This is a genomic window from Hyphococcus sp. (assembly GCF_041986965.1).
Classification (GTDB): Bacteria; Pseudomonadota; Alphaproteobacteria; order Caulobacterales; family Parvularculaceae; genus Hyphococcus.
On the sequence record NZ_JBHIXB010000001.1, the window covers coordinates 453,836 to 468,224 of the forward strand.

Consider the following 14,389-nt stretch of genomic DNA (forward strand, 5'->3'; position numbering starts at 1 on the left):
TGCGGAAAAAACAAAAGCGGCGCCTGTTTGCCACAGGCGCCGCTTTCCAATAATTCACAAGAAAATTCAAGCGACTAGTCGCGCTCAATCTCCTTGCCGGTTTCCTGATCGACGACCTTCATGGAAAGGCGGACCTTACCGCGGTCATCAAAGCCCAGAAGTTTCACGTAAACCTCATCGCCTTCCTTGACGACATCCGTGGTCTTTTCAGGACGGCCGTCGGAAAGCTGCGAAATGTGAACAAGACCATCACGGGCGCCGAAGAAATTCACAAAGGCGCCGAAGTCCATGGTTTTGACGACCTTGCCTTTGTAGATTTCATTCACTTCCGGCTCAGCGACGATGGAGTGAATCCACTTATACGCTGCGTCGATTTTCTCTTTGTCGTTCGACGCGATCTTGATCAGACCCTCATCGTCGACATTGATCTTGGCGCCGGTCTCTTCAACGATCTGGCGGATTACCTTGCCGCCCGAACCGATGACATCGCGGATCTTGTCTTTGGCGATCTGCATGGTCTCAATACGCGGCGCATAATCGCCAAGGTCGTCGCGGGCGTGATCGAGCGCTTTCGACATCTCGCCGAGAATATGCATGCGTCCGTCTTTCGCCTGGCCAAGCGCGACTTTCATGATCTCCTCGGTGATGCCGGCGATCTTGATGTCCATCTGCAAGGATGTGACGCCCTGATCGGTGCCGGCGACTTTAAAGTCCATGTCGCCAAGGTGGTCTTCGTCGCCGAGAATGTCCGACAACACAGCGAACTTCTCGCCCTCAAGGATGAGCCCCATGGCGATGCCCGCCACCGGACGTTTCACCGGCACACCGGCGTCCATCAGCGCCAGCGAGGAGCCGCAGACCGTCGCCATGGACGACGAGCCGTTGGACTCGGTGATTTCCGAGACCAGGCGGATGACATAAGGAAATTCTTCCTGCGTCGGGATCACGGCTTTCATGGCGCGCCATGCGAGCTTGCCATGGCCGATTTCGCGGCGGCCGGTAAAGCCCATACGGCCCACTTCGCCGACCGAATAGGGCGGGAAGTTATAATGCAGCAGGAACTGTTCTTTGTAAGTGCCCGCCAGCGCGTCGATGAACTGCTCATCCTCGCCGGTGCCGAGCGTGGCGACAACCAGCGCCTGGGTTTCACCGCGCGTGAACAGCGCCGACCCGTGGGTGCGCGGCAGAACGCCCGCTTCGGAGACGATGGGACGAACCGTCTTTGTGTCGCGGCCGTCGATCCGCTCGCCCGTGTCGAGAATGCCGTTCCGGACAATGTCGGACTCGATAGACTTGAAAGCGCCGCCGACTACCGATTTTGACGGCGCGGCCTCATCTTCCTCACTGCAGAGCGCTTCAACCGCTTTGGATTTCGCTGCTGCGAGCGCATTCTGACGATCCTGCTTGACCACAATTTTGTAAGCCGCGCGAACATCGTCTTCCACAAGCGCGCGCACTTTGCTTTCAACGTCGGAATTATCCGGCGCCGTAAAGTCCCACGGCTCTTTCGCGCATTCTTCCGCGAAGTCGATGATCAGGCCGATCGCCTCTTTCGCCGCCTTGTGGCCGAAATTGACCGCGCCGAGCATGACGTCTTCGGAAAGCTCTTTGGCTTCCGATTCGACCATCATCACCGCGTCATTGGTGCCCGCCATAACAAGGTCGAGCGCCGTTTCCGGCATCTCGTCGATTTGCGGGTTCAGGACATACTCGCCGTTGATATAACCAACGCGGGCCGCGCCGATCGGGCCCATGAACGGTACGCCGGAAACCGTCAGCGCCGCAGAAACGGCGATCATGGCGACGACATCGGGATCGTTTTCAAGGTCGTGTGACAGCACCTGCGCCACGACGAGAACCTCGTTCTTGAAACCTTTGACAAACAGCGGACGAACCGGCCGGTCGATCAGGCGCGAGGTCAGCGTTTCTTTTTCGGTGGGGCGCGCTTCACGTTTGAAATATCCGCCCGGCACGCGGCCAGCGGCGTAATAGCGTTCCTGATAATGCACTGTAAGCGGAAAGAAATCGAAATTCGGGTTCGGTTCCTTTGCGGCGGTGACAGCGGCGAGCACCGTTGTGTCGCCATAAGTGGCGAGCACGGCGCCATCGGCCTGACGCGCGACGCGTCCAGTTTCGAGGGTCAGCGTGCGACCGCCCCATTCAATCGATTTTTTCGTGATATTGAACATGTTTTCTCTTCTCTTTCGTGATGCGCCATACGCGGATCGCATGACGCCCTTTTATGAAGCCGAAAATGAGAGCGCCGCCTCTTTAAGGGCGGCGCGGGAACTCATCTCGGCTGCATTCTGATGGCTCCATCGAGCCGGATTGTTTCGCCGTTCATCATCGTGTTGCGGCAAATCTCCACCGCTAGCGACGCATATTCCTCGGGTTTGCCGAGGCGTTTGGGGAACGGCACCATAGCGGCGAGAGCGTCCTGAACCTTCTGGTCCATGCCCGCCATCATCGGCGTCCAGAAGATGCCGGGTGCGATGGTGTTGACGCGAATGCCGATATTCATGAGATCACGCGCAATCGGCAACGTCATGCCGACAACGCCGCCCTTTGACGCCGAATAGGCGGCCTGGCCGATCTGACCGTCAAAAGCGGCGACAGAGGCCGTGTTGATAATGACGCCGCGTTCGCCGTCCGCCTGCGGATCGTTCTTTTCCATCTCCGCGGCGACAAGGCGAATGCAGTTGAACGTGCCGATGAGATTGATCTCGATCACGCGCTTATAGTGATCGAGATTATGGACGCCGTTCTTGCCGAGAGTCTTTTCCGCCGTACCGATGCCTGCGCAATTCACAAGAATCCAGGGAGTCCCGTGAGCGGCGACCGCTTTCGCGAGAGAGTCTTGAACACTCGCTTCATCGGCGACATTGGTCTTGCAGAAAATCCCGCCAAGCTCTTTGGCGAGGGCTTCGCCCTTTTCCTCATTGAGGTCCCAGAGGGCGACTTTGACGCCTTCTTTGGCAAGGGCTTCGGCCGTCGCGGCGCCAAGGCCTGAGGCGCCGCCGGTGATGATGGCTGAGGTTCCGGAAAATTTCATAAGCGGGCGTCTCCTGGCCGGGCCAGATTAAGGGAGCGCGGATTAGCGGCGCAGGCCAAGCTCTTCAATCAGCTTTTTATAACGCTCTTCATCGCCGCGCTTCACATAGTCGAGCAGGCGACGGCGCTGGGACACCATTTTCAGCAAACCGCGCCGCGAATGGTTGTCTTTTTTATGTTCTTTAAAGTGTTCGGTGAGGTTCGAAATGCGCTCTGACAGGATCGCAACCTGAACCTCCGGCGAACCGGTGTCGTCTGCTTTCGTGGCGAATTTTTTGATGAGCTCGGCCTTACGGCTTGCCGTAATCGACATGGTCTTTTCTCCGCGGCGTCCCCTGAAAATGACGGCCCCGCCGGGACGCCGTCCAGCAGGGTCGAATTTGTGGGCGGCTTATGGGGGAAAAGCCCACGGGATGCAAGGGTGGGCCGCCTTTCCTTTCCGATAAGCGGCTTGCCCCGAGCGCCAGACCATGCCATGGCCGAACTGGCCAGAAAATCAGGAAATTGAGGTTGAAAATGCGCCTTTTCTCCATCGCCATGCTTGCCTTCGCCGCCGCCTGTTCGGCCCCTGACCCCGCGGCGCCCGCCGCCGAAGAAGCCTCGACGACGCCCAAGCTCGAACAGATCTGGATCGCGGAAGGCTTAACGGCGCCCGAAGGCGTCGCTGCGGCGCCCCAGGGCGGTTATTTCATCTCCAATGTGGTCGGGGAAGGCGGCGCAAAAGACGGCGAAGGCTGGATTTCGATCCTTTCCGAAGACGGCGACATTGTTACGGAGAAATTCGCAGAAGGGCTGGATGCGCCGAAAGGCATGGCGGTGCATGAGGGCCGCCTTTATGTCGCCGACCTCGATCAGGTGCGCATCTTCAACGCGGAGACCGGCGAGCCGGCCGGGACCATCGCAATCGACGGCGCCCGGTTCCTCAATGACGCAACGGTCTGGGGCGGCGCGGTCTATGTTTCCGATTCCGGCGGCGCGAGCATTCACAAAGTCGACGGCGAGGCTGCAACCCTGTGGCTTGAAAATGATCGCCTCGGCGGGATTAACGGCCTCCTCGGCGATGGCGACACGCTTTATATTTCAACGATGGAGTCCGGGTCGCTTTTTGCCGCGGACGCTGACGCAACCCTGACCGAAATCGCAAGCGGCATGGAAAACGCGGACGGCATCGGACTTGTTCCGGGCGGCGGCTGGCTGGTCTCATCCTGGCCGGGCGCGATCTATTACGTTTCTCCGGAGGGGGAAACGACCGAACTTCTCGACACGCGCGAGGCGGGAATCCTGCAAAACGATCTCACCATGTTTGGCGATCTCGTGATCGTACCGAACTGGCGCCCGGGAACGGTGACAGCGTGGAAAGCGGTGCGCTAGGCGCTCGGTTTTTGCGGGGGCTTCAGGCGTTGAAAACCCGGCTTGGCTTCAATTTAAGACCGTCCAGCTCGCAAATCGCCACCGCTTCGTCATGAAGCACGGCGAGAACGCCCTCGATGATTCCGGCTGTCTCACCGCGCACGCCCTTGGCTGTCGCCGGCGATACGACCGCCGGCTGGCCCCGGCGCAATTTATCGGCTTGCGGACCATCTATGATCGCCTGCGGCATGGAGGAAAGCGCCTGGCTGATTGGCAACAGCGCTCCATCGCGTTCATCGAGAGACCCCATGGCTTCCAGATCCGCAAGCGAGATGCCGTCTTCGGCGCGCAAGGGGCCGACAGCAAGCCGCCGCAGCGAAGAGACATAGCCTTCTGTTCCGAGCGCACGAGCCATGTCGCGCACCAGCGCGCGCACATAAGCGCCCTTGCCCGTCACCGCTTCAAAAACGGTTTCATCTTCCGACGGCGTCTCAACAATGTGCAAATCATAAATCATCACCTGACGCGGTTCGAGCTTCACCGCCTCGCCATCGCGCGCCAGATCGTAAGCGCGCTCGCCGGCGACCTTGATTGCCGAAAACTGCGGGGGGACCTGCTCGATTTCGCCAATGAAGCGGTCAAGCACAGCCTCGATCTCCTCGCGCGAGGGGCGTTTGTCAGAAGTTGCAATGACATCGCCTTCGGCGTCGTCGGTCGCGCGCGCCTCTCCCCAGCGCGCGGTGAAACGGTAATGCTTTTCGGCGTCCATGACATAGCCGGAAGTTTTGGTCGCCTCACCGAACGCAATCGGCAACACGCCGGTCGCAAGCGGGTCGAGCGTGCCCGCATGACCGGCCTTTTGCGCCTGAAACAACCATTTCGCCTTTGACACCGCTTCGGTGGAGCCGAAATCATAAGCCTTGTCGATGATCAGCCAGCCGGAAACCGGCCGGCCCTTTTTATTGCGCCGTCTGCCCATCTTTCGGGGTCCTGTTCTTCATCATTTGCAACTTGCTGCGCCGCCTCATGCGCCGGATTGAACAGCGGCGAGGCCTCGTGAAGCGGCTTTCAATCAGCTTGCAGCAGCGGCGTCAAGCGGGGCGTCTAGTGTTTTCAACAGCCGTTCCTTGATATGCGCATCTCCAAGATCGCCGCGAATGATCGTGTAGTCATCCACGCCGGCGGCGTTGCACAACATCAAAAAAGCGTTGTTCCACCAATCGTCGGACACAATTTCCACTGCACGGCGCATGGGCCATCCAAGGGCATTGTAAAACGCCGATCCGTGATCGAAGACAACGGTCTCAGCGTCGGCGGCGGCGGCCGCGTAATCCTCAAGCGTCGCGCCGCCGGTTCGGATGACCCGGCCGCCGCGCGCCCTGATCATGTCTTCAATGACAAGACTTGGATAGCGCCGCGCCGCGACATCGGAGGCTTCGCCATAGCGGGAAAGATACACCACCCCGCCCGGACGCGGCGCATTCTTTGGCTCGCCGAAAACCTGACGCAAGAGCCGCACATTGCCTTCGGGGAAATGCACGAAATATTTTTGTTGCCGCAGCACACGGGCTTTCTCAATTCTGACCGGCCGATCAATCGTCCGCCAGTCAACGTCCAAATCCTTCAGATCTCGCGCGACAAATGATTTCGTCGCGATTGTTGCGGGCAACAACAGCGGCGCGGACAAGGGCGCGGCGCCAAGAACCGGAACCAGATATTCCGATACCCAGTCGCCATAAGTGTCGTTATGCGCGCACTGAACAATATAAGCTTCAGGCAGCGTTTGATCTGGACGGCAGCCTTCAAGCAGACGGCGCAAACCCGGCCGGCCGGCGCTGTAGCGTTCCTCAAAACACCCATTGCGCCATGCGCCGCCACTGGGCGTAACGATCAGGTCATCAGCCTCTTCAAGCTGAGGCCGTGGCGCACGAAACGCCATACGCCCTTGTTCATGAACACCGGTTGTAATCTGCAAAGGCGCATCGCCTTTGAAAGGAACGCGTTTTTCGAAAACGATTTCTGTCTCCTCGGCCGGAATAGGCCGATAGCGCCCGGCGGCGGCGAACCCCCAACGCCACATCTTGGAGATGTCATCGCGCAGTTCCGCCGCCCGCGCCGGTCCCAAAATGGCGGAAAGCGCCGTCGCTAGCCCCTTCACGACGCCTCCACCGGCGCATCGAGCGCCATATCAAGACGCTCCGCCACGCCGGGCCGGTCGGTGCAGATAAGTGTGTAGTCCTTGACGCCAAGACTGGCCGCAAAGAACAGGAAAGAGTTCATCCACCAATCGTCGCTGACAAACTCGATCGCCCGCCGCGGGCGCCAGTAAGCCATATTGTAAGCAGCAGAACCGTGATCATAGAGCACTGTCTCCGCTTGTTCCGCGGCATTCAAATAATCTTCAAGAGACGCCGTCGCTGTGCGCAAAATCTGGCCGCCGCGCTTGCGCACAGCCTCTTCAACAAGGAGGCTCGGATAAGTGCGGTCAGCGACTTCCGAATTTTCACCTTCGCGTGAAAGATAAAGAAGCGATCCGGGTCTGGGCGCGGGCGGGGCCGCTTTTAGCAAGGCTTGCAAACGACGCGCCTGCTCAGGCCGCCAATAGCGCACGACCCGGGTTTGGCGCAGCACCGTCGCGCGCTCAATCAACAGCGGCTCCTCAATGCCCGTAAAGTCGATCCCAAGGCGCGCGGCGTCGCGCTGCACATAGCTTTTGGCCGCCAGGGCCGACGGAAGAAAGACCGGCGCATCGATCTGCGGCAGGGACGCCAGCGGCGCCAAATATTCCGACATCCAGTCCCCAAATGTATCGACATGCTCTGACTGGATGAAAATTCCGGCGGCCACCGTTTTTTTCGGCTGATGATCGGCGGTCAACATTCTGAGGCCGGGTTTGACAGCGCTGTATTTTTCGTAAAACACGCCGTCTTTCCAAGCCCCGCCGCCCGGTGTGGCGACAAGATTTCCCACCTCTTCAAAGATGGGCCTTTCCTGCGCAAAAGATAGCCGGTGTTGCCCGTATTCACCGCCGGCGCTGACGGGAATATCGCCTTTGAACGGAACAAATTCGCCTTGAACTGTTTCGGTTTCTTCCGCGCTCAACGGTCTGTATTTTCCGGCCGCAGCAAAAAGAGCGCGCCATATTCCGCTCACATTGCTCCGAAAACGCGCCAGCGGCGCTTGAATTTTCGAATGCCGGTACAACGCCGAAAATGATGCCATCGGTCACGTCTTCGCGGCATACGCCGCGGATCCCCCTGTTACAGGATCAATGATAGCCTATTTTCCGAAGATCTGGTGAACAAGGTGCGCTTTATTCGCCGCCAAGATCGCGAGCAACGTCTGGCCGCGACAGAAGCCGGTCGATTTTCTGCGCCTCGGCGAATGTTTCATCCATGAGGAAGGTCAGGGCCGGAGTGAATTTCATCTCAATCTTCTTGCCCAGGAGCCCGCGTAAATAGGCCGCCATGCGATTCAGGGCGGCGACTACGCCAGCCTCGTCGCCGCCGCCAAGCGGACTGGCGAACACTTTCGCCTGTTTTAGATCCGGAGAAACCCGAACCTCGCTGATAGTCACAGAGACGCCCGCCAGCGCCGGGTCGCGCAGAGTCTCCCGCTGCAAAACCTCAACCAGCGCATGCCGGATCAATTCGCCGGCGCGAAGCTGCCGCTGGGAGGGGCCCTTTTGACTGGAAAAACGATTGGCCATGCTTTGATAATACGCCTCGGCGGTGCGAAGAAAAACCCTGATATCCCGGCTAAGTCCGCCAAATCCGGGGGTCAGACCGCAACAGCCCGAAAATAACGCTGTCGCGTTGACCCATATGGGTCATCCAGGTCCCCCGCAACAACCCCCTCGCGCTGAAATCCCAACCGCTCAAACAGGCGGATAGAAGGCCTATTGTCCGTATCGATATCGGCGAAAATCCGGCGCGCGCCGCGGTGGTCAAAGCCGTCTTCGATGATTTCGGCGAGAGCCTTCGCCGCAAGACCGCGTCCCTGCGCCTTAGGGCAAAGCATGATGCCGATTTCCCAAATTTCGCGCCCGCGCGGGATCAGCGTCGCCCGTCCACGCGCCTCACCGTTTTCATGCTCAACAATCGCCCAGGTTGTCTCTTCCGTGCCCTCATTCCATTTCTTCAGGAGACTGACGGTTTCGGAAACAGACTTAGCAGCTGGCCCGGCAAGATAGGTGCAACAGTCTTCGTCGCCGAAGATCGCATGCAAAGCCGGCCCGTCGCGGTCGGGATCAAGTGGACGGAGCATGAACCTTTCTCAGCAGTCGCGACAGCCGACGTTAAAGCGTCCGCGTCACCTTCTCAACGGAGAAGCATTCGATGACGTCGCCGGGGCGCATGTCTTCGTAATTGGCGAAGCTCATGCCGCATTCCTGACCGCCGGGCACTTCGTTGACATCGTCCTTGAAGCGCTTGAGCTGCGAGAGCTCGCCTTCATGAATAACGACGTTGTCGCGGATAAGACGGACTTTGGCGCCGCGCTCCACCTTGCCTTCGGTGACGCGGCAGCCGGCGACCTTGCCGTGCTTCGAAATGTTGAACACTTCGAGGATTTCCGCATTGCCAAGGAAGGTTTCCCGCAGTTCCGGCTCAAGCATGCCGGACAGCGTCGCCTTGATATCGTCGATCAGGTTGTAGATCACGGAATAGTAACGGATCTCGACCTTCGACCGCTCCGCTTCTTCGCGCGCCTGTTTGTTGGCGCGGACATTGAAGCCGATAACCGGCGCATTCGACGCTTCCGCAAGGATGACGTCGCTTTCGGAAATGCCGCCGACGCCCGTATGCAAAATCCGCACACGGACTTCGTCATTGTTGAATTTTTCCAGCGAGCCAACGATCGCTTCGATCGAGCCCTGCACATCGCCTTTGATAACGATCGGCAGTTCCTTGATCTCCGAATCCTGCAGTTGCGCCATCATCTGCTCAAGCGACGTGCCCGACGACTTCGCCGCCGCCTTTTCACGCCGCTGACGCTGGCGGAATTCGGCGATCTCGCGGGCTTTTGCTTCGCTGTCGACGACATTGAAGGTGTCGCCCGGCTCCGGCGCGCCATTGAGGCCAAGCACCTCCACCGGGAAGGCGGGCCCCGCCTCTTGCACGGTTTTGCCTTTGTCGTCGGTCATGGCGCGCACTTTGCCCCATTCCGATCCGACGACGAGAATATCGCCGCGCTTAAGCGTGCCGCGCTCAACCAGCAGCGTCGCGACGGCGCCGCGGCCCTTGTCGAGACGCGCCTCAACGACGGCGCCGTTCGCAGGACGATCCGGATTGGCTTTGAGATCGAGCAGTTCAGCCTGCAACAGGATCGCGTCCTGAAGGCCGTCGAGATTCATCTTCTTGAGCGCCGAGACTTCAACATCCTGCACATCGCCGCCCATGCTCTCGACCTGAATCTCATGCTGGAGGAGATCGGTGCGAACTTTGTCAGGATTGGCGTCAGGTTTGTCGACCTTGTTGATCGCGACAATGATCGGCACGCCCGCAGCCTTGGCGTGACTGATCGCTTCTTCCGTTTGCGGCATGATCGAGTCGTCCGCCGCAACCACGAGAATGATGATATCTGTGACCTTGGCGCCGCGCGCGCGCATCTGCGTGAAGGCGGCGTGGCCAGGCGTGTCGAGGAAGGTGATCTTGCGGTCATCGCCCAGCGTCACCTGATAGGCGCCGATATGCTGGGTAATGCCGCCAGCCTCGCCAGCGACCACATCCGTCTGACGCATGGCGTCGAGCAGCGACGTCTTGCCGTGGTCCACATGGCCCATGATGGTCACGACCGGCGGGCGCGGCTTCATATCCGCTTCATTGTCCGGAGCGCCGTCAAGGCCCTCTTCAACATCGGCTTCCGCGACGCGTTTCACGGAGTGACCGAGATCTTCGGCGATGAGCTGCGCCGTGTCCGCGTCGAGAATTTCATTCGACGTGACCATCTGGCCCTGCTTCATCAGTTCCTTGACGAGATCGACGGCGCGCATGGACATGCGCGCAGCGAGCTCCTGCACAGTGATGGTTTCGGGAATGATGACATCGCGCAAGACACGTTCGCCGCCACGCTGCTGACGCGCGAGCTTTTCGCGTTCGCGGGCGCGCTTCACCGACGCGAGCGAGCGCTGACGCTCCTCGTCATCGAGCGCATTGGCGATGGTGAGCTTGCCTGAACGGCGGCGCGGCGCTTCTTTCGCCTTGGCCGTATCGCGACGGTCATCACCGCCGCCTTTGCGCTTGGTCTTCAAGCGGCCGCCAAGCTGGGCGAGCGGGTTGTCAGCCTCCGCCGCTTTACTGGCGTCGGCTTTCTGCTCTTCTTCTTCGCGGCCCTTGGCGCGGGCGTCGCTTTTCGCTGCGTTGCGCTTTTTGCGCTCGCGCTCTTCTTCCTCAAGCGCTTCGCGGGCTTCTTCTTCAGCCTTGCGGCGTTCTTCAGCTTCGCGGGCGCGTTTTTCTTCTTCAATGGCCTGACGCTTGCGCTCTTCTTCGAGGCGCGAGCGTTCTTCGGCTTCGCGCGCTTCGCGTTCGGCGCGCTCGGCGGCGTCGCGTTTATCGCGTTCCGCCTTTTGCTTGCGCGCAGTCGCGAGCGCCGCGGCGCGGGCCTGTTTTTCGTCATCGGAGAGCGTGCGAAGAACGGCTGCGCTCTTCTTCTTGTCCTCAGCCTCTTTGGCGGCGGCCGCAGCCTTCGCCGTTGCGGCTTTATCCTCTGCAGGCTTTTTAGCGGCCTTTTTCTCAGGCGCTTCCTTAGCCTCGGCCTTCGCCGGCGCTTCGCCAGGCTTTTTCGGCGCCAGGACGCGGCGCTTTTTAGTCTCGACAACAACCGTCTTGGAGCGGCCGTGGCTGAAGCTCTGCTTCACGGCGCCCGTCTCCGTGCGGCGCAATGTCAGCGGCCGGCGCGGTTTGCTGGTTTCAGTTTCGACGTCGTCGCTCATCCAATCTCCAAATGCGCTTGCCTGAAGCGCCTTCTTTAGCGGCGGTCCCGTTCAGGAAGCCGCCATCGACATACAGCCCCAAAGGGCCCGGGTCCACAGCGAACCCCTATTGTTTCGCGGCTTTATCGCCGCTTCGAAATCCTTCAAGGCGTCGCGCGGCGTTGAGAAAACGCTGCGCCCCTGCGCCCTTTTTGACGGCCACATGAACCGTCGGCTCCTCCCGGCCAAGCGCCGCCGCGAGTTCGGCCTCTTCAAACAACGCAACCACAGCGGCGTCGCCGGCGGCGCCTTCCAGTTTCCTCCGCCCGTCCTCACCGCCATCGGCGGCGTTGACGAGCACGGCGGCAGAACCTTCCGCCAGCATGGCGCGGACCTTTTCAAAGCCCGTCGCCACATCGCCGGTCCGGCGCGCCAGCCCAAGCGCGGCGAGCGCCTGTTTGGCAAGGCCCGCCTCGATGCGCCCCGCCAGATCGTCCGGCGCCGCAACGCTCCGCTTAAAGGAACGCGCAAAGGCGCCTTTTTGCAGCGCCGTCTCAAGCGCCGTTCTTTGCGGCGTCAGCCAGGCCCCCCGTCCGGGAAGGTTGCCTGTAAAATCAGGCGCGAGTTCGCCATCCGGCGAGACCACGAACCGCAAACCGTCCTCCGGCGTCAACGCGGCGCCCGTCGCCACACAACGCCGTTCAGAAGCGGCCTTCGCCTTTTTAAGCGCTGACGTCAGCCGCCGCCTCCTCGCCTTCCGCCGCAGCCGCCTCTTCCGCCGCCTTCATGGCGTCGAGATCTTCCTGCGTGATCCACCCGGCCTGAATCCGCGCGCGCATAATCAGGTCTTCCGCGTCTTCGGCGGTGATTTTGTAGGCCTCAAGCATGCCGTCATAATGCTTGCGTTCGCCGTCGACGCGTTCGGTCCAGCCAGTCAGGTCGTCAGTGGCGCAGCCGGCGAGATCTTCTACCGACTTCACGTCGTTCTCACCCAGCGTAACAATCATTTTGAGATCGAGGCCGTCCATTTCAAGGATGTCGTCGGCGACGCCGAGTTCCTTGCGCTTTTCATCGAGCTTTTTATTTTCTTCCTCGATGAAGTCCTTGGCGCGGGCCTGAAGCTCCTCGGCGGTTTCTTCATCGAGACCGTCGATATCCATGAGCTCATCCACGTCCACATAGGCGATCTCCTCGATCTTGGAGAAGCCCTCAGACACGAGAAGACCGGCCATCATGTCGTCGACGTCGAGGCCGGCCATGAAGAGCTCAGAGCGAACCTTGAATTCTTCCTGGCGTTTCGCGCTCTCTTCCTCTTCGGTCATGATGTCGATTTCATAGCCCGTAAGCTGTGACGCGAGGCGCACATTCTGGCCGCGGCGGCCGATGGCGAGCGACAATTGCTCGTCCGGCACCACAACTTCGATGCGCTTCAAATCTTCGTCGAGAACGACTTTGGTGACTTCCGCCGGCGCGAGCGCATTGACGACGAAGGTCGCGTCATTCTCGTTCCACGGCACGATGTCGATCTTTTCTCCGCCCAGCTCATTGACGACAGCCTGAACGCGGCTGCCGCGCATGCCGACGCAGGCGCCGACCGGATCGATGCCCGGATCGTTCGAAAAGACGCCGATTTTGGCGCGGCTGCCCGGGTCGCGGGCGACGGCCTTGATCTCGATGACGCCGTCATAAACTTCCGGCACTTCCTGTTCGAACAGCTTGGCCATGAATTGCGGATGCGAGCGCGACAGGAAAATCTGCGGCCCCCGCGTCTCGCGGCGCACATCCATGATGTAAGCGCGCACGCGGTCGCCATTGCGGTAATTTTCGCGCGGCAATTGCTGGTCGCGCCGGATGATCGCTTCCGCTTTCCCAAGATCGACGATCACATGACCGTATTCCACGCGCTTGATGATGCCGTTGATGATTTCGCCGAGCCGGTCCTTGAAATCTTCATACTGACGGTCGCGTTCGGCTTCGCGTACTTTCTGGGTGATGACCTGTTTTGCGCCCATCGCCGCCTGACGGCCAAAATCGATCGGCGGCAGCGGTTCTGACATGAACGCGCCGACTTCAGCTTCCGGATTACGGTGAAGCGCTTCGGACAGAGCCATCTGGGTCTGGTCGTTTTCGACCTCTTCAACCACCTCGAGAAGACGCCACAACTTGGTTTCGCCGGTTTTCGGATTGATCTCGGCTTTGACCAGCGTTTCATGGCCATATCGGGTGCGCGCAGCACGGGCCAGCGCATCTTCCATGGCCTCGATGACGAGCGCCTTGTCGATGGATTTTTCGCGCGCGACCGCGTCGGCGATCTGGATGAGCTCCAGCTTGTTGGCGCTGACGGCGTTCATTGAGAGGTCTCCATCTCATCTTCTCCTGTAGCTTGGCGGGCTTCCTTGTCCGCCTTCATGGTTTGTTTGATCAGCTCTTCGGTGAGAACGAGCTGGGCGCTGGCGATCCATTCAAGCGGAAACAGCGCCGTATCTTCTTCGCCCTCAATATCGAAGGCGACCTTGCCGTCATCGACGCCGGCGACAACGCCCTTGAAGCGCTTGCGGCCCTCGATGAGGCGGTTCAATTCAAGCTTCGCCGGCCAGCCCTGCCAGTGGTCGAAATCTTTCAGCTTCACCAGCGGCCGGTCGATGCCGGGCGAGGAAACTTCGAGATTATACGCCCCTTCAATCGGGTCGGCTTCTTCCAGAACCGGCGAAAGCGCCCGGGAAAGCTTGGCGCAATCGCCCGCGCTCATGGTCCGGTCCGGCCGCTCGGCCATCACCTGAAGCGTCTTGGTCTGGCCGCCGGTGATTTTGACGCGCACCAGTTCAAAGCCGGCGGCTTCAGCCACGGGTTCGATAATGGCGACAAGGCGGTCTTCAAGCAGCAATATACGGCCCTTTTTGAACGAAAAAGCGGGCCCCGCGGGGCCCGCTTATCAAATCGATCAGCGTTTGATGGCGTATATAGGACTGAAAACCTGCTTTGTCAGCCCCTTTGTGAGCCTATGCCCTCAGGAATTCAGCCCCATAAAGCCGCCTCAGAGGCTTTCGTTAAGGCCGGTTTCATATAAACCGCGGAAAA

The 14,389-nt window shown here is 59.9% G+C and carries 13 protein-coding genes; 1 reads left to right on the top strand and 12 read right to left on the bottom strand.

Features of this window, described 5'->3' with window-relative positions; translation table 11 throughout:
• Window positions 1–74 precede the first annotated feature (74 nt).
• The 3 genes from pnp to rpsO all read right to left on the bottom strand — a co-directional run bounded on the left by pnp (window position 75) and on the right by rpsO (window position 3,364).
• Window positions 75–2,189: a polyribonucleotide nucleotidyltransferase gene (pnp, locus tag ACFC5L_RS02205; protein ID WP_375201918.1), complete on the bottom strand. Its 2,115-nt coding sequence runs from the start codon at window positions 2,187–2,189 to the stop codon at window positions 75–77.
• A 101-nt stretch (window positions 2,190–2,290) separates the two neighbouring features.
• Window positions 2,291–3,052, bottom strand: a complete 762-nt coding sequence (locus ACFC5L_RS02210) for a 3-hydroxyacyl-CoA dehydrogenase (RefSeq protein ID WP_375201917.1) — start codon at window positions 3,050–3,052, stop codon at window positions 2,291–2,293.
• A 42-nt stretch (window positions 3,053–3,094) separates the two neighbouring features.
• Window positions 3,095–3,364 (bottom strand): 30S ribosomal protein S15, encoded by a 270-nt coding sequence (gene rpsO, locus ACFC5L_RS02215; RefSeq protein WP_375201916.1) that lies wholly within the window; start codon window positions 3,362–3,364, stop codon window positions 3,095–3,097.
• Window positions 3,365–3,561: 197 nt separating this feature from the next.
• Here rpsO and ACFC5L_RS02220 point away from each other — a divergent pair, with 197 nt between their 5' ends.
• The gene (locus ACFC5L_RS02220; protein WP_375201915.1) at window positions 3,562–4,422 is read left to right on the top strand and encodes an SMP-30/gluconolactonase/LRE family protein; all 861 of its coding nucleotides are present in this window, start codon (window positions 3,562–3,564) and stop codon (window positions 4,420–4,422) included.
• A 22-nt stretch (window positions 4,423–4,444) separates the two neighbouring features.
• Here the strand turns inward: ACFC5L_RS02220 and truB are convergent, their stop codons facing one another.
• The 9 genes from truB to rimP form a co-directional block, all read right to left on the bottom strand.
• On the bottom strand, window positions 4,445–5,380 hold the full coding sequence (truB, locus tag ACFC5L_RS02225) for a tRNA pseudouridine(55) synthase TruB (RefSeq protein ID WP_375201914.1): 936 nt from the start codon (window positions 5,378–5,380) through the stop codon (window positions 4,445–4,447).
• A gap of 93 nt (window positions 5,381–5,473) precedes the next feature.
• Window positions 5,474–6,559 carry a hypothetical protein gene (locus ACFC5L_RS02230; RefSeq protein ID WP_375201913.1) on the bottom strand — a complete coding sequence of 362 codons (1,086 nt, stop codon included), beginning with the start codon at window positions 6,557–6,559 and terminating at the stop codon, window positions 5,474–5,476.
• Window positions 6,556–7,554, bottom strand: coding sequence for a glycosyltransferase 61 family protein (locus tag ACFC5L_RS02235; RefSeq protein ID WP_375201912.1), 999 nt, complete (start codon window positions 7,552–7,554; stop codon window positions 6,556–6,558). The genes ACFC5L_RS02230 and ACFC5L_RS02235 overlap by 4 nt, the downstream gene beginning before the upstream one ends.
• A 160-nt stretch (window positions 7,555–7,714) precedes the next feature.
• Entirely contained in the window at window positions 7,715–8,110 is a 396-nt protein-coding gene (gene rbfA, locus ACFC5L_RS02240; protein WP_375201911.1) for a 30S ribosome-binding factor RbfA, read from the bottom strand.
• A gap of 71 nt (window positions 8,111–8,181) precedes the next feature.
• Window positions 8,182–8,667, bottom strand: coding sequence for a GNAT family N-acetyltransferase (locus ACFC5L_RS02245; RefSeq protein ID WP_375201910.1), 486 nt, complete (start codon window positions 8,665–8,667; stop codon window positions 8,182–8,184).
• 31 nt (window positions 8,668–8,698) lie between these two features.
• The gene (infB, locus tag ACFC5L_RS02250; protein WP_375201909.1) at window positions 8,699–11,332 is read right to left on the bottom strand and encodes a translation initiation factor IF-2; all 2,634 of its coding nucleotides are present in this window, start codon (window positions 11,330–11,332) and stop codon (window positions 8,699–8,701) included.
• Window positions 11,333–11,438: 106 nt separating this feature from the next.
• Window positions 11,439–12,002: an RNA-binding protein gene (locus tag ACFC5L_RS02255; RefSeq protein WP_375201908.1), complete on the bottom strand. Its 564-nt coding sequence runs from the start codon at window positions 12,000–12,002 to the stop codon at window positions 11,439–11,441.
• 31 nt (window positions 12,003–12,033) lie between these two features.
• Entirely contained in the window at window positions 12,034–13,662 is a 1,629-nt protein-coding gene (gene nusA, locus ACFC5L_RS02260; RefSeq protein ID WP_375201907.1) for a transcription termination factor NusA, read from the bottom strand.
• Window positions 13,659–14,195, bottom strand: a complete 537-nt coding sequence (gene rimP, locus ACFC5L_RS02265) for a ribosome maturation factor RimP (RefSeq protein WP_375201906.1) — start codon at window positions 14,193–14,195, stop codon at window positions 13,659–13,661. The genes nusA and rimP overlap by 4 nt, the downstream gene beginning before the upstream one ends.
• Window positions 14,196–14,389: the final 194 nt, after the last annotated feature.